This is a genomic window from Streptomyces sp. NPDC037401 (assembly GCF_055602345.1).
On sequence record NZ_JBVJWO010000011.1, the window covers coordinates 25,502 to 50,258 of the forward strand.

General features: G+C 71.8%; 21 protein-coding genes. 11 read left to right on the forward strand and 10 right to left on the reverse strand.

The window, feature by feature from the left end; genetic code table 11:
• Nucleotides 1-18: 18 nt before the first annotated feature.
• Nucleotides 19-1,419, reverse strand: coding sequence for a peptidoglycan recognition protein family protein (locus ACZ7H1_RS13555; RefSeq protein WP_470786352.1), 1,401 nt, complete (start codon nt 1,417-1,419; stop codon nt 19-21).
• Nucleotides 1,420-1,558: 139 nt separating this feature from the next.
• Between ACZ7H1_RS13555 and ACZ7H1_RS13560 the strand changes: the two genes are divergently transcribed.
• From ACZ7H1_RS13560 to ACZ7H1_RS13580, 5 genes are all read left to right on the forward strand, one after another.
• A complete protein-coding gene (locus tag ACZ7H1_RS13560; RefSeq protein WP_470786353.1) occupies nt 1,559-2,317 on the forward strand; it encodes a TIGR03089 family protein in 759 nt (252 codons plus the stop codon).
• Between the two features lie 239 nt (nt 2,318-2,556).
• Nucleotides 2,557-3,741 (forward strand): LCP family protein, encoded by a 1,185-nt coding sequence (locus tag ACZ7H1_RS13565; RefSeq protein ID WP_470786634.1) that lies wholly within the window; start codon nt 2,557-2,559, stop codon nt 3,739-3,741.
• Nucleotides 3,742-3,963: 222 nt separating this feature from the next.
• Entirely contained in the window at nt 3,964-5,700 is a 1,737-nt protein-coding gene (locus ACZ7H1_RS13570; RefSeq protein ID WP_470786355.1) for an LCP family protein, read from the forward strand.
• An 81-nt stretch (nt 5,701-5,781) separates the two neighbouring features.
• The gene (locus ACZ7H1_RS13575) at nt 5,782-7,491 is read left to right on the forward strand and encodes an LCP family protein (RefSeq protein WP_470786357.1); all 1,710 of its coding nucleotides are present in this window, start codon (nt 5,782-5,784) and stop codon (nt 7,489-7,491) included.
• 128 nt (nt 7,492-7,619) lie between these two features.
• Nucleotides 7,620-10,208 (forward strand): FG-GAP repeat domain-containing protein, encoded by a 2,589-nt coding sequence (locus ACZ7H1_RS13580; RefSeq protein ID WP_470786359.1) that lies wholly within the window; start codon nt 7,620-7,622, stop codon nt 10,206-10,208.
• Nucleotides 10,209-10,272: 64 nt separating this feature from the next.
• On the opposite strand, the gene ACZ7H1_RS13585 is transcribed toward ACZ7H1_RS13580, so the two are convergent.
• The gene (locus ACZ7H1_RS13585) at nt 10,273-11,316 is read right to left on the reverse strand and encodes a glycosyltransferase family 2 protein (protein WP_470786361.1); all 1,044 of its coding nucleotides are present in this window, start codon (nt 11,314-11,316) and stop codon (nt 10,273-10,275) included.
• A gap of 156 nt (nt 11,317-11,472) precedes the next feature.
• On the opposite strand from ACZ7H1_RS13585, the gene ACZ7H1_RS13590 reads away from it, so the two are divergent.
• Nucleotides 11,473-12,933, forward strand: a complete 1,461-nt coding sequence (locus ACZ7H1_RS13590; protein ID WP_470786363.1) for an LCP family protein — start codon at nt 11,473-11,475, stop codon at nt 12,931-12,933.
• 79 nt (nt 12,934-13,012) lie between these two features.
• Here ACZ7H1_RS13590 and ACZ7H1_RS13595 read toward each other — a convergent pair whose 3' ends face one another.
• The gene (locus ACZ7H1_RS13595) at nt 13,013-13,549 is read right to left on the reverse strand and encodes an acyl-CoA thioesterase (RefSeq protein ID WP_470786365.1); all 537 of its coding nucleotides are present in this window, start codon (nt 13,547-13,549) and stop codon (nt 13,013-13,015) included.
• Between the two features lie 105 nt (nt 13,550-13,654).
• Between ACZ7H1_RS13595 and ACZ7H1_RS13600 the strand changes: the two genes are divergently transcribed.
• Nucleotides 13,655-14,959: an LCP family protein gene (locus ACZ7H1_RS13600; RefSeq protein ID WP_470786366.1), complete on the forward strand. Its 1,305-nt coding sequence runs from the start codon at nt 13,655-13,657 to the stop codon at nt 14,957-14,959.
• A 95-nt stretch (nt 14,960-15,054) separates the two neighbouring features.
• Here the strand turns inward: ACZ7H1_RS13600 and ACZ7H1_RS13605 are convergent, their stop codons facing one another.
• The 5 genes from ACZ7H1_RS13605 to ACZ7H1_RS13625 are packed head-to-tail and all read right to left on the reverse strand — an operon-like array spanning nt 15,055 to nt 20,119.
• On the reverse strand, nt 15,055-16,002 hold the full coding sequence (locus tag ACZ7H1_RS13605; RefSeq protein ID WP_470786367.1) for a hypothetical protein: 948 nt from the start codon (nt 16,000-16,002) through the stop codon (nt 15,055-15,057).
• Nucleotides 15,999-17,486, reverse strand: a complete 1,488-nt coding sequence (locus ACZ7H1_RS13610) for a PP2C family serine/threonine-protein phosphatase (RefSeq protein ID WP_470786369.1) — start codon at nt 17,484-17,486, stop codon at nt 15,999-16,001. Before ACZ7H1_RS13610 ends, ACZ7H1_RS13605 begins: the two co-directional genes overlap by 4 nt.
• Before the next feature lie 7 nt (nt 17,487-17,493).
• Nucleotides 17,494-18,159 (reverse strand): vWA domain-containing protein, encoded by a 666-nt coding sequence (locus ACZ7H1_RS13615; RefSeq protein ID WP_470786371.1) that lies wholly within the window; start codon nt 18,157-18,159, stop codon nt 17,494-17,496.
• 20 nt (nt 18,160-18,179) lie between these two features.
• Nucleotides 18,180-18,674: a hypothetical protein gene (locus tag ACZ7H1_RS13620; RefSeq protein WP_470786372.1), complete on the reverse strand. Its 495-nt coding sequence runs from the start codon at nt 18,672-18,674 to the stop codon at nt 18,180-18,182.
• Nucleotides 18,671-20,119, reverse strand: a complete 1,449-nt coding sequence (locus ACZ7H1_RS13625; RefSeq protein ID WP_470786373.1) for a methyl-accepting chemotaxis protein — start codon at nt 20,117-20,119, stop codon at nt 18,671-18,673. The genes ACZ7H1_RS13620 and ACZ7H1_RS13625 overlap by 4 nt, the downstream gene beginning before the upstream one ends.
• Before the next feature lie 88 nt (nt 20,120-20,207).
• On the opposite strand from ACZ7H1_RS13625, the gene ACZ7H1_RS13630 reads away from it, so the two are divergent.
• Both ACZ7H1_RS13630 and ACZ7H1_RS13635 read left to right on the forward strand, forming a co-directional pair.
• The gene (locus ACZ7H1_RS13630; RefSeq protein WP_470786375.1) at nt 20,208-20,846 is read left to right on the forward strand and encodes a tellurium resistance protein; all 639 of its coding nucleotides are present in this window, start codon (nt 20,208-20,210) and stop codon (nt 20,844-20,846) included.
• Nucleotides 20,847-20,892: 46 nt separating this feature from the next.
• Nucleotides 20,893-21,207 (forward strand): antibiotic biosynthesis monooxygenase family protein, encoded by a 315-nt coding sequence (locus ACZ7H1_RS13635; RefSeq protein ID WP_470786377.1) that lies wholly within the window; start codon nt 20,893-20,895, stop codon nt 21,205-21,207.
• Nucleotides 21,208-21,476: 269 nt separating this feature from the next.
• On the opposite strand, the gene ACZ7H1_RS13640 is transcribed toward ACZ7H1_RS13635, so the two are convergent.
• A complete protein-coding gene (locus tag ACZ7H1_RS13640) occupies nt 21,477-22,256 on the reverse strand; it encodes a helix-turn-helix domain-containing protein (protein ID WP_470786379.1) in 780 nt (259 codons plus the stop codon).
• 550 nt (nt 22,257-22,806) lie between these two features.
• Here ACZ7H1_RS13640 and ACZ7H1_RS13645 point away from each other — a divergent pair.
• Together ACZ7H1_RS13645 and ACZ7H1_RS13650 are read left to right on the forward strand one after the other, a co-directional pair.
• Nucleotides 22,807-23,268 carry a glycine-rich domain-containing protein gene (locus ACZ7H1_RS13645; protein WP_470786381.1) on the forward strand — a complete coding sequence of 154 codons (462 nt, stop codon included), beginning with the start codon at nt 22,807-22,809 and terminating at the stop codon, nt 23,266-23,268.
• Between the two features lie 129 nt (nt 23,269-23,397).
• Nucleotides 23,398-24,033: a class I SAM-dependent methyltransferase gene (locus ACZ7H1_RS13650; protein WP_470786383.1), complete on the forward strand. Its 636-nt coding sequence runs from the start codon at nt 23,398-23,400 to the stop codon at nt 24,031-24,033.
• A 136-nt stretch (nt 24,034-24,169) separates the two neighbouring features.
• Here the strand turns inward: ACZ7H1_RS13650 and ACZ7H1_RS13655 are convergent, their stop codons facing one another.
• Nucleotides 24,170-24,712, reverse strand: a complete 543-nt coding sequence (locus ACZ7H1_RS13655) for a hypothetical protein (RefSeq protein WP_470786385.1) — start codon at nt 24,710-24,712, stop codon at nt 24,170-24,172.
• Between the last annotated feature and the right edge of the window lie 45 nt (nt 24,713-24,757).

Consider the following 24,757-nt stretch of genomic DNA (forward strand, 5'->3'; position numbering starts at 1 on the left):
GTCAGTCTAGGCAGAGCGTCACCGGCCCTGGTATCGGGCCGATGAGGTGCGGGCCGTACCGAGCTTTCCGTAGAGCTTGCGGCCGGGGCACTCCGTCGCGAATCCGTCGCGGTGTCCGGAGATGACGTTGAGCTTGACGTTCTTGCCCTTCGGGTAGCGGTTGCCGCCGCCCGAGACGAGGGTGGTCTTGCCGAGCGGGTTGGCGCCGTACAGCCCGAGCTTCCAGGCCGTCAGGCGGGCGATCGACGTCACCGCGGCGGCCGGCGGGTTGGAGTTGGTGTACGAGCCGAGGACCGCGACGCCCATGCTGTTGCTGTTGAAGCCCATGGTGTGGGCGCCGAGTACGGGCTTGGCGACACCGCCCGCCCGGCCCTCGTAGACGGTGCCGCACTTGTCGACGGCGAAGTTGTAGCCGAAGTCGCGCCAGCCGCTGCTGACCACGTGGTACCGGTACAGGCTGCGCAGGACGGCGGGGGCCTCGCTGCACTTGTAGTTGTTGCCGGAGGCGCTGTGGTGCACGAACGCCGCCTTGACGGTCTTCGTGTACGCGAAACCGGGCTCGCGCAGGGATTCGCTCGCACCCCAGCCCTTGCGGGTGACGATGCGCGGGCGCGGGCCGATGTACGGGCGGGCGGCGAAGCTGATCGGACCGCCGAGGGCCACCATCGCGTCGGCGGTCGAGTCGGCCTTGGTCTGGGCGCCGATCTCGTCGGCGCCGAGGGGGGCCAGCGGTTCGTTGGCGGCGGAGGTCTCGGTCGCCGCCATGCTCATTCCGGCGGTGCCGGTCTTGTTGTCGTTGCCGGAGGCGCTGCCCGGGTCCTTGGTGCTGCCCTTGCCGGGGTTCTTGGCGTCGGGCACGTCGTCCGCGCCGGGGTCCACCAGCTCGATCCGCATGCCCGTGGGCAGGTGGCCCGGCACCGCGCGGTCGGAGGAGCCGGGTTCCGCCTGGACGCGGACCTCGATGCCGTCGGACTCGCCGACCCACAGGGGGGCGGTGCTGCCGCGTACCCGGCCCGAGGTGCGCTCGGCCGCGTCCGGGTCCGCCGCGTGCTCCGCGTTGTGGGTCTCGACGTCCTGCCAGTCGGACCAGACGGCGGTCGGGACCGCCCGGGTGCGGACCTGCACCCGGCCGTAGAGCTGTGTGGCCGCGTCGTCCCAGACGACTCCGACCAGCGAGAACGTCTTGACCTCGCGGGCGGCCAGGCCCTGCGTCTCGGGGGCGCCGGGCGCGGCCGTCATGCCGGGGACGCGGGTCACACGGCCGGCCGCGGGGGCGAGCGTGGCCAGCGGCAGGGACTGGGTGGCTCCGAGGGGGGTCACCGGAGCGGTCGCGGCCAGGGACGGGGTGGGGAGCGCGAGCGGGAGGGCCAGTGCGGCCGCGGTCGCGACGCCGATCGAGGAAGCAAGGAATCCACGCATGTAGAAGATGCTGAGCACACTTCCGGCGGGCCGCCATCGGAGGCTGACGGACCGTCTGATGGCATCTCGTCAGCGGTCCCCCGTACGGTCCACGGGCGCTGCGTCCGTACGGGCGAGGGGCCCGCGTACCCTGTGCCGGGTGAATGCCAACGACCGCACCCCTGCCGACCTGCTGCGATCCGCGCTCGCCGCCGATCCGGCCCGCCCGCTGGTCACGTTCTACGACGACGCGACGGGCGAGCGCGTGGAATTGTCCGTGGCCACCTTCGCCAATTGGGTGGCCAAGACCGCCAACCTCCTCCAGGGCGATCTGGCGGCCGGGCCCGGCGACCGGCTCGCGCTGCTGCTGCCCCCGCACTGGCAGAGCGCCGTGTGGCTGCTGGCCTGCGCCTCGGTGGGCGTGACGGTCGAGGTGGGCGGGGATCCCGCGGACGCGGACCTGGTCGTCAGCGGCCCGGACCGGCTGGAGGAGGCGCGGGCCTGCTCCGGGGAGCGGGTGGCGCTGGCGCTGCGGCCGCTGGGCGGCCGCTTCCCGCAGCCGCCGACGGGTTTCGCGGACTACGCCGTGGAGGTGCCGGGGCAGGGCGACCGGTTCGCGCCGTTCGTGCCGGTGGACCCCGCGGGTGCCGGGCTGTCCGTGCGGGGTGCGGAGTTCTCGTACGAGCAGCTGGTGGAGCGGGCCCGGCAGGACGCCGCGAAGCTCGGGCTGGAGCCGGGCTCGCGGGTGCTGACGGGGGCCGGGTCCGACACGTGGGACACCTGGGAGGGGCTCTCGGCCGGGCTGTTCGCGCCCCTCGCGGCGGGCGGCTCCGTGGTCCTGTGCCGGAACCTCGACCGGCTGTCGCCGGAGGGGCTGGCCGCGCGGACCGCGAGCGAGCGGGTCACCCACACCGTCTGACCGGTGCCGCCCCGGCCCCCGGAAACCCTCTGACCTGCGTCACCCGTCCTGCTCAGCGGCGCGTCACCCGTACCGCCCAGCGCCGGGTCACCCGGACCGCCCAACAGGCGTAAGGTCCGTTTTGTCACTCACATGGCGGAATACGGACCCTCGCCCCCGAGCCCCGTCGGTACCTCCGATGGATGATCGACGGAGGTCGCAGTCGGGATCCGGCGGCCGCCGTCGACGCCGTGAAGGGGATGGACGCAGCCGTGACGGACAGCCCAGGCAGGCGGAACGACGCCCCTGCCGACCGGGACGGGGAGATACCCAAGCCCCCGGCCGGCCGGCGGCGGCGCCTGCTGCGCTGGATCGGACTCGGCACGGTCCTGCTGGTGCTGCTGGGGGCCGGGCTGGGCTGGTGGCTGTACCGGAAGCTCGACGGGAACATCAAGACCGACACCACGGCCACCTCCGAGCTGGAGCGGTACGAGAGCGAGCGTCCGGCGCTCACGGTGCAGGGCGCCCGGAACATCCTGCTGATCGGCTCGGACTCGCGCGCGGGCGCGGACAACAGCCGGTACGGCCGGGACGGCGGCACGGAGCGTTCGGACACCACGATCCTGCTGCACCTGGCGGCCGACCGGAACAGCGCGACGGCCGTCTCGATACCCAGGGACGTGATGACCGAGATCCCGCCCTGCCGCAAGACGGACGGCACGCGCACCGGCACGCAGCTCGCGCAGTTCAACTGGGCTTTCCAGTTCGGTGGCGCCGCCTGCACGATCCGCACGGTCGAGAAGATGACCGGAATCCGGATAGACCACCACATGGTGGTGGATTTCCAGGGGTTCAAGAAGATGGTGGACGCCGTCGGCGGGGTGGAGATCTGCCTGAAGGAGCCGGTGAACGACACCGAGGCGAAGCTGAAGCTGCCCGCGGGCCGGCAGACCCTGCGGGGCGAGCAGGCCCTGGGGTTCGTACGGGCCCGGTACAGCCTGGGGAACGGCAGCGACACCGAGCGGATGGACCGGCAGCAGCAGTTCCTGGCCTCGCTGGTCAAGAAGGTGCAGAGCAACGGGGTCCTGCTCAACCCGGCCCGGCTGTACCCGCTGCTGGACGCGGCGACCTCCTCGGTGACCACGGACCCGGGGTTGGCCTCCCTGCGCGGGCTGTACGAGCTGGTGCGCAGCATGCGGGACGTGCCCACCGAGCGCGTGCAGTTCCTGACCACGCCCCGGCAGCCCTACGCGGCGAACCCGAACCGCGACGAGCTGCTGGAGCCGGATGCGGCGCGGCTGTTCCGGCAGCTGCGGATGGACCAGCCGGTGACCGTGACGGCGGACGCGACGGGCGACGCGAAGACGGCCGCCACGCCCTCCGGGACGGCCAGCCCGGCGCCCACGTTCACGGGGACCACGGCCAGCTCGGCGACCTGCCGGTAAAGCAATCCCAAAAGGCAGACGTCTCACGTAGCGGGATGCGCTGATTGCCCCGTTATAAGGGCAGTGGAGTTTGTCACCAGCATGGTTTGAAGCCGAACAGGGCGGATAAGGTGAGCGATCCGGTGCCCCGGCCGCCACAGACCAGGCCGTGCACTGCCGGATCGATGACCGAGCGCCTGGGGGGAGGCGCTTCGTGTGGCACCGACGGAGGACCAAACAACCGTGGATGCGCAAGGCCGTGGGCGGGCGGAAGAGATCGACCCCGCAGACCAGTGGGTCCTCAACCCTCGCACCGGCAACTACGAACTGCGACTGGACCACTCCGCAGGGCAGCCGAACCCACAACCCGCGGCGCCGCGGCCGGCACCCCGGTCCCGCAGAGCCGCCGCCCCCGGGGCGTCCGCGGCCGGTGCCCCGACCCGTACGCCCGCCGGTGTCCCCGGGCCGAGGCGCGGTGACGGGCCGCCGCCCGGCGGCAGGCGTGGTGCGCGCAAGCGCAAGCAGGAGAAGCCGCGCGGCAAACGCGTACTGAAGATCACCGGCGGCTCGGTCGCCTTCGTGCTGGTCGCGGCCTCGGTGGGCGGCTACCTCTACTACCGGCACCTCGACTCCAACCTGAAGACCACCGACGTCGGCACGGCCGGCAGCGGCGGCTTCAAGAAGGACCAGGCCATCAACATCCTGGTCATCGGCACCGACAAGCGCACCGGTGACGGCAACGAGGGCTACGGCGACAAGAACAGCAAGGGCCACGCCGACACGACGATCCTCTTCCACGTCTCCAAGGACCGGACGAACGCCACCGCGATGTCCATCCCGCGTGACCTGATCACCGACATCCCCGACTGCCCGACCAAACAGGAGGACGGGTCGATGAAGACGATCCCGGGCGAGACCGGGGTCCGCTTCAACACCAGCCTCGGCCAGGCGGGCCGCGACCCGGGCTGCACGATGCGGACGGTCAAGCAGCTCACGGGTGTTCAGATCGACCACTTCATGATGGCCGACTTCAACGCCGTCAAGACGCTCAGCTCGGCGGTCGGCGGCGTACCGGTCTGCCTGGCCAAGGACGTGGACGACGACAAGTCCAAGCTGAAGCTGACCCGGGGCGAGCACCTGCTGGAGGGCGAACAGGCCCTCGCGTTCGTACGCACCCGCAAGGCGTTCGGCAACAAGAGCGACCTGGACCGGATCAAGACCCAGCAGGCCTTCCTCGGCTCGATGATCCGCCAGATGAAGTCCAAGGACACCCTGACCAACCCGAAGAAGCTCTTCACGCTGGCGGAGGCGGCCACCGACGCGCTGAGCGTGGACACCGGGATAGGGAGCATCAAGCGGCTGATGGACCTCGGCCGCGAGCTGAAGGGCGTCAACCCGAAGAACATCACCTTCACGACGCTCCCGGTGGACGACAACCCGGCGGAGCGGGTCAAGGCAACGGTCGTGGTCAAGAAGGAGAAGGCCGAGCCCCTGTTCGCGATGATCCAGTCCGACACCTCCCTGACCGAGGTCAAGCGGCAGGAGAAGGAGGCCAAGGACGCCAAGGAGGCGGCGCAGGAAGCGCTGCTCGAAGGCACCCGGGCCGCCGCCGCGGACGTGCGCGTCAACGTCTACAACGGTGGCGGGCCGCAGGGTTCGGCATCGACCACGCTGAACTGGCTCCAGCTCACCAAGCAGGTGCAGAAGTCGAGCAACCTCGGCAACGCCCCCGAGAAGCGCAAGAAGACCACCCTGGAGTACGCGCCCAACCAGGCCGACCAGGCGCGCGCGCTCGCGGACATGATGGGGCTGCCCGCCGCGGCGCTGAAGCCGGGTACGGCGGACGCCGAGCCGCGGACGCCGATGGTGCTCACCCTGGGCGAGGACTTCAAGGGGGCGGGGATCCCGATCACCGCGCCCGAGAAGGCTCCCGAGGGCATCCAGCGCATGGAAGCCGACGAGGAAGTCTGCGCGAAGTAGCCGACTGCGCCCGGCAGTCGGCCACGCATCACGGCCCGCGACCGCGGCAACCGGCACAATGCCTGACGAAACAGGGCAATCATGGGGGAATACGTGAGGCAGAGCAGTGTGCGGGGGGCGGGTGCGCCCGCCGAGGCGCCCGACGGCATAGCGGACGCGGCGGACGAGGACGGCGGTTCCGGGTCGATACCCGGTGGCCGCCGCGGCGATTCCGGCAAGGGGCCCAAGGCGGGCTCCCACCGGCGTTCTGCCGGCGGCTCCCGCCGCCCGGCCAGGTCGCACCGCCGCGGCGGCCGCCGCGTACTGCGCTGGATGGCGACCGGCCTCGCCGTGCTCGTCCTGGTCACGGCCGGCGCCGGCTACCTGTACTACCGGCACCTGAACGACAACATCCAGACGGAAGCCCTGAACCTCGGCGACGCGAAGATGGGCGGTTCCAAGCCCAACGCCTTCGGCCAGATCCCGCTGAACATCCTCCTCATCGGCTCCGACGCCCGGAACAACGAGGCGAACCAGGCACTCGGCGGCGCGCGGGACACCTTCAACGGCCCCCCGCTCGCCGACGTCCAGATGCTGCTGCACCTGTCCGCGGACCGCAGCAACATGTCGGTGATCAGCATGCCGCGCGACACCCTGATCAAGATGCCCAAGTGCACCGACGGCGACGGCGAGGTCTACGAGGCCAGCCAGGGCGTCAAGCCGACCAACGAGAGCCTGGGCCGCGGCGGTCCGGGCTGCACGGTCGCCGCCTGGCACCAGCTCACCGGCATCCCGATCGACCACTTCATGATGATCGACTTCGCGGGTGTGGTCTCGATGGCCGACGCGATCGGCGGCGTGCCGGTCTGCGTCGAGCAGAACGTCTTCTCCCGTAACAAGGAGGGCAAGGGGTCCGGGCTCAAGCTCGAGAAGGGCGAGACCTCCATCAAGGGCGAGCAGGCGCTCCAGTGGCTGCGCACCCGCTACGGCTTCGGCGACGGCACCGACGTGGCGCGCACCCGGGCCCAGCACATGTACATGAACTCCCTCGCCCGCGAGTTCCGCAAGAACGCCAACCTCCGCAGCCCGCTCAAGCTCAACAGCCTGGCGCAGGCGGCCACCAAGGCCACCGTCGTGGACCCCGGGCTCGACCGGATCGACAAGCTCTTCGACCTGGCCATGGAGCTGAAGAAGATCCCGACCAGCCGGATCACCATGACCACCATGCCGTGGGTGTACTCGCAGCGGCCCGGCCTGCGCTCCAAGGTCGAGCCCAAGGAAGGCGACGCGCAGGCCCTGTTCGCGATGGTCCGCGACGACGTCCCGCTCGACGGCAAGGCCCCGGCGAAGCCGAAGGCGGCGACCCAGACGCCCGCCGTCACCGACCCCGCCGCCCCGGCCGCCGAGATCCCCGTCATGGTCCGCAACGCCACCGGCGGCAAGGACGGCGCCAAGGGCACGCTGCAGGGACGCGCGAAGGACGTCGCGACGCTACTGGGGGGCAAGGGCTTCAAGAAGGCCCTGGCCGACGGCCAGAACGCCGCCGAGGACACGACCGTGATCCGCTACGCCGGCCTCGACCAGGCGGGCGACGCCATGGCCCTCGCCACGGCCCTGGGCCTGCCGCCGACCGCCGTGCAGCGCTCCACCGACGTCTCCGGGGTCACCCTGTTCGTCGGCGCGGACTGGCGCACCGGCGACGCGGTCGCACCGCCCGCGGCGGCGCCGAGCAAGGCCCCGGAGTCCGCGAACGCCCTCAACGGCGACGACGACTCGGCCTGCATGCCGATCCAGCCCGGCTTCACCTGGTAGGCCGGAGCGCCGCGAGAAACATCTCCCTTCCCCCGTACAACCGTTGGCGCCCCTGCGGTGTCAAACCCGTGATCGACAGCTGATCTTCAGTACGAGCACGACGCTCGACGGGGGAAGGAACACACTTCATGGGCAAGCGCGCCCGTACGCACCGCAGCCTGGCCGCGGCCGTGGCCACCGCGGCACTCGTAGTCTCCGGCGGGGCGGTCACCCCGCTGATCGCCGCGGGGACGGCCGCTGCCGCACCGCTGCCGTCCTGGTCCGACCCGGTCAAGGTGGGCCAGACGGAAAGGATCGGCAACATCAAGGCGGCCACGGCCTCGGACGGGACCGCGGTCGCCGCCTGGTGGAAGGGCTACGAGGGCAATTACCGGCTCGTCGCGGCCGTCCGACCCACGGGGACCGCGTACTGGGGGATTCCGCGGTACCTCGGCAGCGCACCCACGCTGCGCAGCACCATGGGCCTCCAGCTGGTCACGGAAACGAACGGCAAGGTCACCGTGCTCTGGGCGGAGCACCCTGGTGACGAGCCCTCGGACACCCCGTGGGAGAACCCGCCCACGGCCACCCGGCTGATGACCGCCACGGTGTCCGGCGGGGTCTGGTCCGAGGCCAAGGCCCTCGTCGACACCCCGGCGGGCCGGTTCCTGGGCACCGCGAACATCGCCGCCGGCCCGGGCGGCACCGCCACCGCGGTGTGGTCCTCCCGCCCCGTCGGCACGGACGAGTGGACGGTCAGTGCCGCCGACCGGGCCGCCGACGGCACCTGGTCGGAGCCCGTCACGGTGGCCTCCGGCGCGGTCAGCGGGGCCGACGTGGCCGTGGACCCGCAGGGCACGACGGTCGTGGGCTACCTGCGGACCACGGACCCGAAGGAGCCGTCCGACAAGTACGACGACGTGTCGGTGGTCGAGACCGTCACGCGCCCGGCCCCCGGTGCGGCCTGGGCCGCGCCCGTGGCCCACACCTCGCCGATCCAGCACGTCCGCGCGCCCCGGATCGCCGCGAGCAATACCGGGATCATGGCCCTGAGCTGGACGAACAGCAACAACGGCGATGACGCGTACCAGTCCGTCAACGTCTCCGTCCGCCCGTCCGCGGCGGCCGGCTGGGGCGCCCCGGCCAAGACCTCCGCCTCCTCGGAGGGAGCGGTGAACTCGCCCGAGCCGCTGGTGGCCCCCGACGGGGACGTGACCGTGCTCTGGACGGAGCTCAGCGACGGCGGCGGGTCGGACGGACTGGACTCGGCCGATCAGGTCGAGACCCTCCGTGCGGACACCGGGGCCTGGCAGCCGGTGACCCTGTCCGCGGGCGGCTGGGACCGCGGGTCCGCCTCGGCCGCCATCGGGCCCGACGGGACCGTGCGCATCGTGTGGTCCGAGAAGGACGGCGGGGACGCACGCCTGCTGCACGTCTCCCGGACCTCGACCGACAACGTGTGGACCGAGCCCGAGGAGGTCCCCGGCACCGCCAACCGCGACGGCGTCCCCACGTACGCCGTGACGGCCGGCGGGGGCGGATCGGCCACCATGCTGGTCGAGAAGGCCTACCGGCTCGGGTACGGGACCCTCTACTCCTCCCGGGCGACCTCCGAGGCCCCGCTCGGCATCGCCTCCTCCAAGGTGCCCGCCACCGCCCCGCTCGCCGGGAGCACCGGTTCGAACACCGTCTGGGCCCCGGCCTGGGACCTCACCCAGCCCGTCAGCGCCTGGTCGGTGACCCTTGCCGACGGCCGCGGCAAGACCCTGGCCACCCTGACCGGCACCGGTGCCCCCACCACCAAGAAGGTCACCGCCGCCTGGAAGGGCCGTACGGAGACCGGTGCACTGCCCGTCAACGGCAGCCTGAAGTGGACCCTCCGCGGTACCGCCGTCAACGCCCCCAAGGCCTCCGTCCTGGGCTCCGGCACCGTCGCCGTCACCGGCGGCGCCTCCGCACCCCGCGACTTCGGCAGCCGCGCCGGGCACCCCGACGGACTGGGCGACCTGCTCCAGACCTCCGCCTCCGGCACGAGCCTGCGCACCGCGTACGGATACACCGGCAAGGGCCACTTCAGCGGCAGCACGACCACCACGGGCTGGCCCAAGGGCTTCCGCCCGATCCCCTTCGGCGACACCAACGGGGACCGCTGCAACGACACCCTCGTCCGCTTGCCCAGCGGCGAGATGCGCCTCTACACCCCCGCCTGCGGGGCCGCCCTCAAGCCCACCACCAAGCACAAGGTCCTGGGCAAGGGCTGGAACGCGTACGACATCCTCACCTCGCCCGGCGACGTGAACAAGGACGGCCGCCCCGACCTGATCGCCCGCGACCCGAAGACCGGCGGCCTGTACCTCTACACCACCACCAAGACGGGCGTCCTGTCCGCACGCATCGGCCTGAGCTACAACTTCAAGAACTACAAGAAGATCGTCGGCATCGACGCCAATGACGACGGCATCGGCGACCTGCTCCTCCAGGACGACAGCGACGAGCTGTGGCGCAGCTTGGGCAGCGGCACCGGCACGTTCGGCTCCCGGGCCCTGCTCGCCACCAACTGGGGCAGCTCGGTCAACGCCCTCGTGGGCGTCGGCGACCTCACGGGTGACGGCCGGAGCGACCTGATCGCCCGGGACATCGCGGGCGCCCTGTGGCGCTACCAGAACACCGGCTACGGCACCTTCGGCAACCGCGAGAAGATCGCCACCGGCTGGCAGGTGTACGCCGGCATCCACTAGCGGCGGACGTGCGGCAGGGCCCGGCGGAGGGATTCCGCCGGGCCCTGCCGTGTGCGTACGTGCCTCAGACCGCCGGGGCCGAGTCCGGGCGGACCGTGGGCCGCCGCGAGGCGATGACCTTGCGCGCCAGGGCCTTGGGGCTGGTCAGGAAGCCGAAGCCCCAGGACATGTGCATGGTCGCCAGGGCCACCGGGATCTGCAGCCGGGCCTTGAGCGACAGCCCCCTGCCCGCGGGGACGGAGCCCAGCGTGATGGCCGCGAGGTAGCCGCCGGGGACGACCAGCGCCCACGGGGTGAGGACCGCGCCCGCGACCAGGCCGGCCGCGATCGCGCACACGGCGGTCGGCGGGGCGAGGTAGCGCAGGTTGATCGAGCCGGAGTGGTAGCGCGCCACCACGTGCCGCCAACGGCCGTAGTCCTTGTACTGCTTGGCCAGGGCGCGCACGCTGGGCCGCGGCCGGTACTGGACCTTGAGCTCGGGCGAGAACCAGATGAGGCCGCCCGCCTCGCGGATGCGGAAGTTCAGCTCCCAGTCCTGCGCGCGGATGAATTCCTCGTTGTACCCGCCCTGCTGCTCCAGCGCCTCGCGCCGGAACACACCGAGGTACACGGTCTCCGCCGGGCCGGCCTGACCGCCGGTGTGGAAGGCGGCGTTGCCGACACCGATCTTCGAGGTCATCGCGGCGGCGACGGCGTCCTCCCAGGCGTTCTCGCCCTCGGCGTGCATGATGCCGCCGACGTTCTGTGCGCCCGTCTCCTCCAGGAGCCGGACGGCGGTGGCGATGTAGTTCGGGGAGAGCATGCCGTGCCCGTCGACGCGCACCACGATCGGGTGGCGCGACGCCTTGATGGCGGCATTGAGGGCGGCCGGGGTGCGGCCGGAGGGGTTCGGGACGGTCTGGACGCGCGCTCGTTCGTCGGACGCGGTCTCGCGGACGAGCTCGGCGGCGATCTCGTCGGTCCGGTCCGTGGACGGGCCGAGCGCGATCACCACCTCCATCTCGCCTGCGTAGTCCTGCCCGAGGATGTGCCGGACGGAGTCGCGCAGATGGCGCTCCTCGTTGAGCACCGGCATGATCACCGAGACTGCGGGCTGCTGGGTGGGCATGTGGTCCTTCATGGGTCGGTAACGGTGGTCACGTTACCGCGTACGGGGGACACGGGTGCGCGCCGGAAGGGCGGTGCGGGCGGGCGTCGATCGTATCGACCTACTGTTCTGACGAATCTCCCCGCCGTCTCCCTGCCGCCCGCGGAGGTGTACGCCGTGCCCCACCCGCACCGCTCCCCCAGTCCGAGGCCCGCGCGAACCGCCCGGCGCGGCCGCCCGGCCAGGCGCGGCGGGCGGCCCCGCTGGGGTGTGCGGCTGGCGGCGGCGGTCTCGGCGGCCGTCCTCGGCTCGGGGGCGATCGGGCACGCGGTGATGACGGGACTGGACACCGGCATCGACCGGGTGGACCCCTTCAAGGACATGAAGAACCGCCCGCAGGCGGGGCACGGCCTGAACTTCCTGCTGGTCGGCACCGACGGCCGCGACAAGATCACCAAGGACGACAAGCGGGAGTACCGCCTCGGCGGCGCACCCTGCCACTGCACCGACACGATCATGCTGGTGCACGTGTCGGCGGACCGGGAGCGGGCGAGCGTGGTCAGCCTGCCGCGGGACAGCTACGCGGAGGTCCCGGCGCACACCGCGCCGCTCACCGGGAAGCACCACGGGCCGCACCCGGTGAAGCTGAACGCCGCGTACGCGGAGGGCGGGCCCAACCTCACCGTGCGGACCGTCGAGAACATGACCCGGGTGAAGATCGACCACTACCTGGAAGTCGACTTCACCAGCTTCATGAAGACCGTGGACGCGATGGGCGGGGTGGAGATCTGCACGGCCAAGGCGATGCGGGACTCCGCCACGGGCCTGGACCTGCCGCCCGGCACCCACAAGCTGACCGGCGGGCAGGCCCTGCAGTACGTACGCTCCCGGCACGTGGACGGGGCGGCGGACCTGGGACGGATGCAGCGCCAGCAACGCTTCCTCGCCGCGCTGATCAAGCGGGCCACCACCAGCGGGGTCCTGCTCAACCCCGTGAAGTTCAAGCAGGTCAGCTCGACGCTGCTGGGGTCGGTACGGGCGGACCGGGGCTTCGGGTCGGAACAGATGCTGGCGCTGGGGCAGGCGATGCGGGACTTCTCCCCGTCGTCGTCCGAGTTCGCGTCCGTGCCGGTCGCCCAGAGCGGGGCACCGGTGAAGGGGCTCGGCTCGGTCGTGCGCTGGGACGGCCCGAAGGCGGCCCGGCTCTTCCAGGCGCTGCGCGACGACAAGCCGCTCGCGCCCGCCCGGCCCCGGCGGCCCGAGCCGGCCGCGCTGGTGGACGTGGCCCCGCAGCAGATCCGGGTGCACGTGGAGAACGGCACCCGGATCGACGGGCTCGGCGGCCGGGTCGACACGGCGCTGCGGGCGACCGGCTTCAACACCACGCAGGCCCCGAGCACCGGGGCGAGCCGGGACGTGAAGCGCACGGTGGTGTCCTACGACCCGCGCTGGGACCGCTCGGCACGGACCCTGGCGACCGCGCTGCCGGGCTGCGAGCTGCGGGCGGTGGCGGGGCTGGGGCCGACGCTGCGGGTCACGGCGGGCTCGGAGCACCGCAAGGTGAACCGGGTGCGGGCCGAGGACCCGTACCAGGGCGAGTTCGGCGTGGCCACCGGCGACCAGGTCACCTGCCAGTGACGACGGGCGCGCGGGGCGGGACCGGCCTGGCGTTCGGGACCGGCCCGGAGGGACCGGCCTGGAGGGTCGTACGGCGGAATCAGTCGTCGAGGCCCTCGGCGGCGCGGCGCTCGCGCAGGTCCATGATGGCGCGACGGCGGCTCAGCCGGTGCGTGCGGCGGATCATCGCTTCCTGGTAGCGGCGCTTGTCCTGGTCGGTCTCGGGGAGCACCGGCGGGACGTGGCGGGGCTTGCCCTCGGCGTCGACGGCCGCGAAGACGAGGTAGGCGCTGCCGACCTGGGTGGCGGGGGTGGATTCGTTCCACCGCTCGGCCAGGACCCGTACGCCGATCTCCATGGAGGAGCGGCCGGTCCAGTTGCACTGGGCCTTCACGTGGACGAGGTCGCCGACCTTGACCGGCGCCAGGAAGGCCATCTCGTCCATGGAGGCGGTGACCGCGGGGCCCCCTGAGTGGCGCCCGGCGACCGCTCCGGCCGCGTCGTCCACGAGTTTCATGATCACGCCGCCGTGCACCGTCCCGAGCAGGTTGGTGTCGTTGGCCGTCATGATGTGGCTCAGCGTGGTCCGGGAGGCCGACGTCGGCTTGCCCTGGAGATCACCGGGTATCGCGTTCATGCAGCCACCTTAAGCCGGTGACAAGGCAGCAGCTGTGCAACAGCCCTGGCACGAAGTGCCCCCCGCCCTGTCGCCCGGCCCAGCGGGCCGGGCATTCTTGTCCGCATGAATGACTGGCCCGATGGGCGGACCGACAACCGCGACCCGTACGGACACGGCAGCGGAAGCACGCAGCCGGAGGGTGCCCGGGCCATGCGGCACGTTCAGCGCCGCCAGCCCCCGCAGCGGCCGGCCGGCCCGCCCCCGGCGGCGCCGCCCGCCTACGGAGTCCCCGCCCAGCCCGCGCAGCAGCACGACACGTTCGCCGGCTACGACAGCGGCTACAACACCGGCCAGGTGTACGGGAACCCCGCCGGCGGTCCCGGCGGCGGCCGTCCCGGCGGCCCGCCCGCGCCCCCGTCGGCGCGCCCCGGCCGTCCCCCGCAGCCCGCACCGGACTGGCGCAAGCGGATCAAGGTCGGCTCGATCGTGCTGGCGTCCGTGCTGGTCGTCACCACCGTCGGCACGTACTTCTGGGCCGACTCCAAGGTGCGCCGCGAGGTCGACCTGTCGAAGGTCATCGAGCGCCCCGAGGACGACGACTGCACGACCTACCTCATCGTCGGCTCGGACAGCCGCGAGGGCATGTCCGCCGAGGAGAAGAAGAAGCTGCACACCGGCTCGGCCGAGGGCAAGCGGACCGACTCGATGATGATCCTGGCCACGTGCTCGGGCGGGACCTCGATGATCTCTCTGCCGCGCGACTCGGACGTGGAGATCCCGTCCTTCGTCGGCTCCGAGTCCGGCAAGAAGTACCCGGCCAAGGGCCTGCGCACCAAGCTGAACGCCGCGTACGCGATGGACGGCCCGGAACTCCTGGTCCGCACGGTCGAGTACAACACCGGCCTGCGCATCGACCACTACGCAGAGATCGGCTTCGCGGGCTTCGCGAACATCGTGGACGCGCTCGGCGGTGTCGAGATGGACATCCCGAAGGCGTTCAAGGACAAGAAGTCCGGCGCCGACTTCCAGGCCGGCAAGCAGACCCTCAACGGCGAGCAGGCGCTGGCCTTCGTCCGCACCCGGTACGCCTTCGCGGGCAGCGACCTGGACCGTACGAAGAACCAGCAGAAGTTCCTGGCGGCGCTGGCCCACGAGGCGGCGACCCCGGGCACGATCCTCAACCCGTTCGCGCTGTACCCCACGCTGGGCGCCGGCCTGGACACGCTGATCGTCGACGAGGACATGGGCCTGTTCGACCTGGGCGAGATGTTCTTCGCGATGAAGGGCATCACCGGCGGCGACGGCACGTCGATGAACATCCCGATCTCCGGCAGCCGCGGCGGCAACCTCGTCTGGGACAAGGCGAAGGTCAAGGAGCTCGTGAAGCAGATCCAGAACGACGAGAAGGTCACCGTCAAGGGCAACTGACGGCGGTACGGGCAGTACGGCGCTACGGGCGGTGCTGCACGGGGCCGGGTCCGGCTCCTGCACCACCGCCCGTCGTGTCGCTCGTTTCGCTCGCGTCAGTCGCGCAGCCTGATGCTGCCGCGGTCGCGCAGCCCGTCGAATTTGGACCGGTCGATCGCCGGCCGGACCTCCGGCTCGGCGGCCGCCAGCCGGATGCTGTCCCGTCCCGCGAGGGCGACCCGCCACTGCCCCAGGTGCGGGCGGGTGCCGTAGTCGCCGGCCGCCTCCGCGAAGAGCCTGCGCACGGCGGCCTCCCGGCGCTCGTCCAGCACCCCGGGTACGAGCGCGAGCGGCGCGCCGGGGCGCACGTACGCGTCCTGGGCGAGGATCCGGCCGACCGCGAGGGCGGCCTTGTAGCGGTCGCTGTCCACCGACACCTGCCCGGGCGGGGCCTTCGGGTCGTTCCAGTCCGGGGTGTCCGCCTGGGCGAGCACCGGCGGCCTGCCCGCGAGCCGCACTCCGTCGCAGTCGAGCAGGTGGACGGCGGGTTCGGGCCGGACCGTCCAGAGGACGTTGGCCTGCGACAGGTCGCCCAGGACGAGCCCCATCGCGTGCAGCCGCGCGAGCAGCCCGGCGAGGGCCGTGGCGAGGGCGAGGCGCTCGGCGGGACCGGGCTGGACCACCGCCTTCCAGGCCGCCTTGGCCGGGTGCAGCAGGTAGGCGAGCTCGGTCAGCCGGGTGTCGCCGGCGCCCGCGGACCAGGACATGGCGGCGGGCGCGCGGTACATCAGGAAGCCGGTGACGCGCGGCCCGTCGACGACCCGGCACAGCGGCCAGGCCGCCTCCGCGTCCAGCCGCGCGCGGTCCGCCGGTCCGAGCGCCTGGCGCACGGCCACCAGGTCGTTGAGCGCCGCCCCGGCGACCCGGTGGGGCTCGCGGTAGCTCTTGTAGAGCACGTCGGGCTGCCCGTCGAGGGTGTGCACCTCGCCCTGGCCGCCGTCCCCGATCTTCCGGAGCGTACGGAGCGCCGCGAGCGGGACGTCGGCGCCGTCGGCGGCGGTCACGGCGTCCCCTCCCACAGGCAGACCGCGGTGCGGTCGTCGTCGTACGACTTCACGCGGAACTGCAGCTGCCACAGGAAGTCCACCGGGCCGGGGGCCTCGCCGCCCCAGGAGTCGCGCAGGAACTCGCGCATCCCCGCGTCCCCGGCCAGCGGGGTGGACAGGCCGTCGGTGCACAGGACGAACACGTCGCCGGGCCGGGCGGGGCCGAGGATGCGGGCCTGGGCGTGCCGGGTGCTGGGCAGGGCGGCGGTACGGGTGTCGATGATCCCGCCCCCGGCCGGGGCGGCACCGGGCAGCTGGGGCGTGTCCACGTCGTGGTGCCAGGTCCCGTCGCGCAGCAGCGCCGCCCCGCCGTCGCCGACCGCGAAGTAGCCGCGGGAGCGGATCTGCGGGTCGAGGGGCACGAGCAGGGCGCGCAGGGTGGTCGCGTAGGCCTCGGGCCGCTCACCGGCGCGGGCGGCGCGCTGCGCCAGGCGCTCGGCGACCGAACCGACGGCGGAGTTGACCAGGGCGGTCAGCGCGAGCGCGTCGTCGGCCCGTACGCATTCGGCGAGGTCCTCGGCGTGCGGGTCGAGGACCTCGGCGATATCGCGGCAGACGGCGCCCGAGCCGATGTGCGAGCGGGCGGCCGAGCCGACGCCGTCCGCGACGGCGAGGAGCAGCAGACCGGTGTGCGGGTCCCCGAGCAGGGCCACGCACAGGGAGTCCTGGCGGGGCTCGCCGTGGTAGCGGTGCGAGTCACCGCGCACGGACGCGGCCCGTACGGTCAGCGGGCCGTGGGTGGCACCGTCCACGACGAGGTCGGGCACCAGGGCGGCGGCCACGTCGGCGCGGGCGGAGACCGCGGCGCCTGGGACCGGGGAGTAGAGCGGCGGCCTGGGGCCGCTGAACCACGGCGTGCCGAGGACGGGCGGCGCCGGGCGGGTGGGCACGGGCCCGTCCGCGGGACCGGTCCCGGGCTCGGGAACGGACAGCCGCGGGGGCTCGGGGGCGGGCTGGGGGACGTACACGGGTGCGGGGACGGCTGTGGGCTCCGCGGCGGGGGCGGGCGCGGGCGCGGTTCCGGGGGGCGTCGCGGTGACGGGCGTCGCCGTGATGGGCGTCCAGTAGTCGTCTTCGTCCGGGGCGGCGTCCTCCCCGGCCGGCGGCACCGGCCCGGCGGCGGGTGCGCCGGGTGGCCCGGCCGCCGGCTCGGGGACATGCCCGGCAGCCGGATCGGCGGCGTGGTCGAAGGGCTCGGTGAACGTCTGGGTGGCCTGGCCGGGTGCCTCTCCGGCAGCCGCGTCGTGCCAGTCCACCGGCGCGGGCCGGCGCGGATCCGGCGAGGGCGCCTGAGCCGAAGCCGGACGCGACGCGGGACGCGGCCCGGCGATGCCCTCGGGAAGCGTGTCGAAGGCATCGCCCACCACGTCGCCCACCGCGTCCGCAGCGGTGTCCGGCGTCGGGCTCTGGCTCGCGTCCACTGCCTGGTGTTCCTCGTGCATCGTCGCCTCAGAGCTTGTCGAGGGAGACGGTGGTGAAGCCGGGCACGGTGTCGTCCACGGCGAGGTTGAAGCCGCCGCTGCCGTCCGCCGCGATGCTGTTGGCCGAGCGCACGATCGAGCGGGTGAGGCTGGCCGCGAACTCGCGCAGGGCGGCCGCCGGGGAGACGTTCTTGTCCTCCTGCATGAAGGCGCGGAAGTTCGCGACGTGGCCGATGGTGGCCCGGTCCGCCTCGCCGATGCCGAAGGCGATGATGTTCGGCCGGTAGCGCGCGTCGGTGAGCTCCTTGTGGGCCTCCATCCAGCCCTCGTCCGTCGGGCCGCCGTCGGAGAGGAAGAACACGACGGGCCGGTAGACCTCGTGGCCCTGGGCCTTGAGCGCCTCCACGTCGGTCTCGATGCTGCGCAGCAGGGTCCGGAACGCCTGGCCGTACGCCGTCAGTCCGCCGGCCGCCAGCGCGGGCAGCGAGTCGATGTCGCTCAGGTCGACCAGCGGCTGGAGGACGGTGGCGTCGTCCGAGAAGCCGATCAGCGCGAACCGGGTCTTGTCGGCGACCGTCGGGTTGGTGCTGATCTCCTTGTGGAGCTCCGGCAGCGCACTGTTGATGCTGTCGAGGGGGTCTCCGACCATGGACCCCGACTCGTCGCACACCAGGTAGAAGGGAAGGATCTGCACGGCCGCACGCCTCCGGTTTGTCAGTAGGTGTAGAAGTAGATCTCGATGTCCGCGTGGCCACCCGAGGAGCCCTGGACGAAGAAGTCCCGCGTGGTCGCCCCCGTGAACATGTCCGGACGGGCCTTGACCAGCAGGGAGTTGATCCTGCGGGCGTAGTCGACGCCGCCGCCGACGTCCGGGTTGCGCCCGAAGGTCAGCACGAAGGCCGCCTTGCGGCCCTCCCAGCGGGCGGTCTTGTCGCGCAGCTGCCGCAGGATGCGGTCGGTGTCCCCGGCGCCGGCGTCGAGGGAGAGCTCCTTGGCCGTACGCACCACCGCCCGCGGGCCCTTGGGCTTCGGCGGCGGCCCGGGGCTCGCGGAGGCGCCCGGCTTCACGGACCGCGCGGCCTCGGCCGCCTTCACCGGATCGCCCTGGTCCCCCATTGCGACGAGCGCGAGGACGAGGAGCATGTCGGCGAAGAGCCAGCCGGCCAGGTGCAGCGGGTTGAACCGCAGCCGCGGCCGCCGCCCCTTCACCGCGTGTCCCGCGGCACCGCGTCACGGGGTACGGCATCACGGGGTACGGCATCACGGGGCGCGCTGTCCCGGGGTACGGCGTCCCAGGGCGCCGGACGCATGGCGTCCCGGGGCCCGGCATCCCGCGGCGGGGCCTTCTCCAGGTGCACCCCGGACCCCGCCGGGGCCCCCGGCCCGCCCGGGCCCGGCTGCGCCGGCACCGCCGCCTGCACCGGCAGCGCGGCCAGTGCCTCGGCCAGTCCGGCGAACCGCTCGGCCGCCCGCCGCAGCGCCCCGGTCTGCTCGTCGAGCCGCAGCACGGCCTGCTGCGAGGACGCGACCGCCTCGGCCGTACGGTCCGTCACCTCGCCCAGGCGCGAGAGGACCTGCGCCGAGACGTCGGTGGCCAGTTCGGTGCTCGTGGTGAACGAGCGCTGCGCGGCGGCCAGTACGGTCACCGACCCCTCGACCCGGTCCCCGGCCGCGCTCACCGCGTCCCGGACCTCGCCGTTGACCGTCCGTACGCCCTCCAGGGCCTGGCGGACCATGGCCCCGCTGCCCTGCACGGCGGCCTCCAGGCGCTCGCCGTTCTTCTCCAGCGGGCCGCTCAGCGAGGCCACGGCCTGCTCGATGTCGGACGCGTTGCCGATCACGGCGGCCTCGACCCGGCCGACGGCCTGCTCCAGCGGGCGGACGGCGGACTCGACGTGGGCGATGCGCTCCTCGGCGCTCTTCACGGCGGTCTCGACGGCGCTCGCGGCCGCGTCCAACTGCTTGTGGACCCGCAGGGCCTTGTCGCCGAGCTTGCCGAGGGTGGTGGCGGCGCCCGCGAGCTCCGCGGCGAACCGCTGCGGGGAGGACAGCCGCCGGTCGTTGAGCAGCAGCTGCGCCCGGGTGAGGACGGGGACCAGCTCGGCGAGCAGGGCGTCCGCCGTGCGCTGCCCTTCGTCGGCGCGGCGCTCGGACTTCGCGCGCCGCACGCCGTGCACCGTTACGAGGACGAGGAGCAGCAGGATCGTCAGGCTCGCGAAGAGGGCCACGTGCCCGAAGGTGAACACGCCCGTCAGGCGGCCCTCGAAGCCGGACTGCCACAGCTGGAGGAAGGGCCGGGCGGCGGCCTTCGGGTCGGCGCCGACCAGGGCCTCGTACGCGCTGGTCGCCCGCGTCAGGCCGAGCCAGGTGACCAGCAGCGGCACGAACACCAGGGCGCCGATGAAGGTCTCCAGCCGGGACCACCACACCGCCTCGGGCGGTTCCGCACCCAGGGCGCCGACGCTCTCGGGCCGGGCGAAGGCCTGGAGCAGGTCCAGTTCGGTCCAGGGGTCCACGTCCCCGTCCCCCAGGCCCTGGAGGGCGTCCGCCAGTGATGCCAGCTCGTCGCGGCGGGAGGCGAGTCCCGGGCGGCCGGCCATGTTCCTGAGCTGCGCGGCGACGTCAGGTGCAGTCGCCAGTGCCCCTACGGGCATTCCCCACCCCCATGACAGAAAGCCGTCGGATCATAGCTCACACGGACGGGCCGTCATATGATCATCCATCAGATCGGAAGGTGGGTTAATGAGTTCGGACAACCGCCCCAGAGGGGTCATCCCGCTGCGCGGAACGGGCGCCGAACGCCCGCTCCTGACCAGGGCCGCGCCACAGGCGCGCATCACGGGCCGGGGCACCCTCCAGGCGAACCTCAACTGGCTGCCGGGAACCCGCGCGGACGTCAACCTGTGCGCGCTGGTCTCGTACCGCGACGGCACCGCGACGGTCGTGCAGGCGCTGGGCGACTCCTTCGGCTCGCTCGACGCGTGGCCGTACGTCGCGCTGGACCACGACGACCGTACGGGCGCCAGCGCCGACGGCGAGACGCTGCGGGTCAACCTGCGCCACCGCGAGCTGTTCGACCGCCTGCTGTTCTTCGTCTACATCTACGAGGGCTCGGCGGACTTCCGGCGGCTCGGGGCCTCGGTGACGGTCACCGCGCCGTCCGGGCCGGGCTGCCGGATCCTGCTCGACGACTCCCCCGCCGGAGCGACGGGCTGTGCGATCGCGCTGGCCGCGCCGGAGGCGGGCGGCCTGTCGGTGCGCCGCGAGGTCGCGTGGTTCACGGGGACCGGCGAGTGCGGGCCGCACGAGGACATCGACCGGGCGTACGGCTTCGGTCTGGAGTGGACGCCCGGCTACAAGCCCCCGCGCGATGGCGGGTAGGCCGTCCTAACCTGGTGGAGGGACCCCGAGTGAGGCGGTGGTTACCGTGGCCGAGGCGAGCAAGTTCTGGGCGTCCGGGAACTGGCGGGTGTCCGAGGGCAGCGAGACCGAGTTCGTGGAGCGGTGGACGGCTTTCATCGAGTGGACGAAGGAGTCCGCCGACGGCTTCCTCTTCGCGCGGCTCCTGCGCGACCTGAACCAGCCCGCGCACTTCGTGTCGTTCTCCTCCTGGCGCGATCCGGACGCGATGAACGCCTGGCAGCGCTCCCCGGAGTTCGCCGAGCACTTCGGCGCCTGCCGGGCGCTGTGCGACGACGTACAGAGCGGCGGCTTCACCCTGGCCCGCGCGTCGGACGCCTGAAACACCGCGGAGGCACCCCCGCGGGGGTGCCTCCGGTGTACTGCGTGCTGCGCGCGGGGCGCTACGGCAGGTTGCGCGCCATGACGATGCGTTGGACCTGGTTGGTGCCCTCGTAGATCAGCGTGCTTTACGGCACATCCGCCGCTGACCTGCACGGACACCCCCTATGTAGGGGGACACCCCAGGATTCCCCCATGATCGCCAGCTCGCTGCGCCAGGTCCGAGCCGATCAGGCAGTACGCCTGATCAGGGTCTTCTACTATCCGACCCTACTCGGGGGCGCGGCTGTATCGCTCCAGCGTCGCCTTCGATGTGGACTTGTCCACAAGCCGCAGTTCCCACGGCCCCGTGTTCACGTCGAAGTCCTTTCCGAAGCCGACCCACTTCCCGGCCATCCGTCGGCCAGTCGGCTCGACCAGGAGCTGAATGGCCCCGTGGTAACGAGCCCCGTTGTAGTAGCCGTCCGAAGCGGTCTGCTCCACCCATGACCCTGTGACCACGTTGCGGTCAACGGTCAGATCGAGGGTGAGCGGGCTGTCCGGGTTCGAGGACGCCCCCGGCAGGCTCTGAGCAGTCAGCCGGTTGCCGTGCTGGACGATCACCACGTAGTGCTTGCCCTCGTATGTGTCTCCCCGGCTGGACGAGTAGAACTCGTACCGGCTGAGCCACACCCCCGAGAACGTCTCCCCGACGCTCTGTGCAGCCGACTGCGCCCCTACGGCGGCGGAGGTGACACCCTCTGCCCCTGTATCCATGTCGTGCCCTCCTGTCCCGTCTGCGTGGACTCTCGCCATCGGCACGGGCAGGGAGAACCCCAGGGCCTCGACGGGACGGCCCGTGACCCGCTCTAACGCCCTCGCGTACACGCCTCGGGGTGTCTTGCTCGTACCTGACTCCCAGCGCTGTACCAGACGCTTCGACGCTTCGTTGGGTTCTCCCAGCTCTTCCCCTGCCCGGCGCAGAGCCTTGGCAAAGTCGTCTTGGCTTAAGCGCAGGCCGATACGCACGGCCCGCAGCACATCATTCGGCACCACGGCGGTCGTCGTCATGACGTCAAAGCTAGACCCAACCCACTTGTAATGACACCGGTTTGACGCCCCTGGGGGCGCCATTGACGCCCGGTCGAGTGACGCCTAGGTGACGCCCGAAGTGTCGTCGCTCTGCCCTTCCGGTGGCAGGAACATCTACCTCACGAACCAGGCAACCGGACGAGAGGGCGAGTGATGGCCAGCCATAACGACGGAGCCCCCGGAGGGGGGCCCGGAGCAGCCGTAACCCTCTCCATGCCGGTACTTCAGCCCGCCCCCGTGGAGGGCTGCGAGATCTGCGGAGAGCAGGCAGCGCAGCGGTCGGCCGCGCACCAGCGTGGGGACTACTCCGCCGTCAGCGACGCGAATGTCAGGCTCCGCAATCACAAGTACCACCGGGCCATCCGGTGACCCTCACCGTTCGGGTCTCCCGCGACTCCGGCCGGACGTGGGAAGGCTCGGTGACCTACCCGAGCAACAGCGCCGAGAAGCCTCTCACCGCCATGGCGTCCGCCGCATGGCCCCCGTGCAAGTGCCCCCGATGTTCTGCACCGACAAGGAAGGCACAACAGTGACGATCACCCAGCACGACACCACCAGCACCCTCAACCTGATCGGCCCCAGTCTGCGGGCCGACCTCATCACCATGGTCCGTGAGGACTACTGGCCGGAGATCACCGACGACCAGGGCAACCGGGGCGTGGAGCAGCTCGCCGCGTTTCTCGCCGTCGCCACGACGACCACGGAGAAGGTGACCCCCAGCCTCCGCGTGGACCTGTTCTGGCACGCGTTCGTGCTGCACACCAAGGCGTACGCCGACTTTTGCAGCGCGCTCGGCGGCGGGTTCATCCACCACGTCCCGGACCGCAACAGCGGCCACAACCCCGAAGAGGGCCGGGCCGCGATGCGCCGGACGGCCGGCCTGATCCGCGAGGCCGGGTACCCGACCGACCCCGAGTTCTGGCCCCTCGACGACGCGGCTGACTGCACCCAGTCCTACGCCGGGTGCTCTGACAGCCCCGTCAACAAGTAACCAGTCCCACCGCTTCAGCCGCCCGGTATCGTGCCGGGCGGCTGTCGCCATGACCGAGAACGGACACCGATGACTGACGCTCGTAGTGACGCATGGGATACCTATTCGCAGAGCAAGCCCCAGCGAAGGGTGACCAACGCCAAGGGTGAGACCACCTGGTTCAACTGGACCCAGTACGCCGACCACGGCCCCGGGGCCGAAGTACTGGCACTCAACCCGGGTGACACCGCACTCGACCTCGGTTGCGGGTCCGGCGGGAACCTCGCCCACCTCGCCACCCTCGGTATCAAGGCCATCGGCGTGGACATCTCCGCGAAGCAGCTCGGCAAGGCCCGAGAGCGGTGGCCGGACGTGGACGGCATGGAACTGCACCAGGGCGAGGCCCTGGCCTACCTCGGCGGGACCTTCACCATTTTCGACGCCGTTTTCAGCGTCTTCGGCGCCGCCTGGTTCACCGACCCCGGCCCACTGCTCCCCATCGTTCACGCCACGCTCAAGCCGGGGGGCGTGTTCGCCTTCTCTCAGCGGCCGCCCGTCGAAGGCTGCTACGGGTGCCAAGCCTCGTACATCCCTCGCGGCCCCGAGGAAGACCCCGCCATCGTGAAGCGGTGGGACTACCAGCCCGACATCTGGTGTTCGCTCCTCAAGGAATACGGGTTCCCCGAAGTGACCGCGACCGTGCTCCCAGCCCCCGAGAAGGAAAAGCGCACCACGGGCACGCTCCTAGTCCGCGCCGTACGGGGAGACCAAGCCCAGCTCTTTTAGAAGGCGAATCGGCGGGAGAGCCTCCTCGGCCACCTCGGCCACCGTCAACAACTTCACCAACACGACCTCCACATATGAGAAAGCCCCGAGTCACCTCGGGGCCATCGAGTATGAATTATGAAAAATGCGGGCTGGGTTAGTCGTCAGTGCTCCCCATGGATTCCAGCGCCGCCCTGGCCTTGTCGGTCACCTCTCCCCCGGCTTTGCCCGCCACGGTGCCCAGGTAGCCGTCCCGCCGCGCTTTCTTCAAGTGGTCCTTGATCGTCTCTGGGCGACGCTCAATGAGTCGCGCCAGCCACGGGACCGGCGCCGGGGCGCCACTCTCGGCCATGGCGGCGTACGTCGCCGCCAGCAATGCCAGGTATCGGTCCGAGACACCCTCAGCCGCTAGCAGGCGGCCAGCAGCCTCCCCCGAGGCATCCAGTTCACGCGTGACGTCCTCCAAGGTCTGCTGCGCCTTCGGCGCCATCTTGGCCAGGTTCACCGCAGCCGCAAGGTCGAGCCTGCGGAGCACGGTCGTGGAGATACCACGAACCACGTCGCGGGGCTCGGCGCCCTCGCCTGGTTGCACCGTCATGCGCTGCGGGCCTCCCGTAATCGGCCCTTCCGGCCACCACATCCGGATCACCCAGCCCCCCTGCTGCTGAGTGATCTCGAATCCGCTCTCGTCCTCTCGCATACCCCGACCATACACCACCTGGTGTGGTCCACCCCGTGTTGACAA

Coding starts and splice junctions, on each gene's coding strand:
- ACZ7H1_RS13555 (WP_470786352.1), bottom strand. CDS start 1,419: ATGCGTGGATTCCTTGCTTCCTCGATCGGCGTCGCGACCGCGGCCGCA.
- ACZ7H1_RS13565 (WP_470786634.1), top strand. CDS start 2,557: ATGGACGCAGCCGTGACGGACAGCCCAGGCAGGCGGAACGACGCCCCT.
- ACZ7H1_RS13575 (WP_470786357.1), top strand. CDS start 5,782: ATGGGGGAATACGTGAGGCAGAGCAGTGTGCGGGGGGCGGGTGCGCCC.
- ACZ7H1_RS13580 (WP_470786359.1), top strand. CDS start 7,620: ATGGGCAAGCGCGCCCGTACGCACCGCAGCCTGGCCGCGGCCGTGGCC.
- ACZ7H1_RS13585 (WP_470786361.1), bottom strand. CDS start 11,316: ATGCCCACCCAGCAGCCCGCAGTCTCGGTGATCATGCCGGTGCTCAAC.
- ACZ7H1_RS13595 (WP_470786365.1), bottom strand. CDS start 13,549: ATGAACGCGATACCCGGTGATCTCCAGGGCAAGCCGACGTCGGCCTCC.
- ACZ7H1_RS13600 (WP_470786366.1), top strand. CDS start 13,655: ATGAATGACTGGCCCGATGGGCGGACCGACAACCGCGACCCGTACGGA.
- ACZ7H1_RS13610 (WP_470786369.1), bottom strand. CDS start 17,486: ATGCACGAGGAACACCAGGCAGTGGACGCGAGCCAGAGCCCGACGCCG.
- ACZ7H1_RS13625 (WP_470786373.1), bottom strand. CDS start 20,119: ATGCCCGTAGGGGCACTGGCGACTGCACCTGACGTCGCCGCGCAGCTC.
- ACZ7H1_RS13630 (WP_470786375.1), top strand. CDS start 20,208: ATGAGTTCGGACAACCGCCCCAGAGGGGTCATCCCGCTGCGCGGAACG.
- ACZ7H1_RS13640 (WP_470786379.1), bottom strand. CDS start 22,256: ATGACGACGACCGCCGTGGTGCCGAATGATGTGCTGCGGGCCGTGCGT.
- ACZ7H1_RS13655 (WP_470786385.1), bottom strand. CDS start 24,712: ATGCGAGAGGACGAGAGCGGATTCGAGATCACTCAGCAGCAGGGGGGC.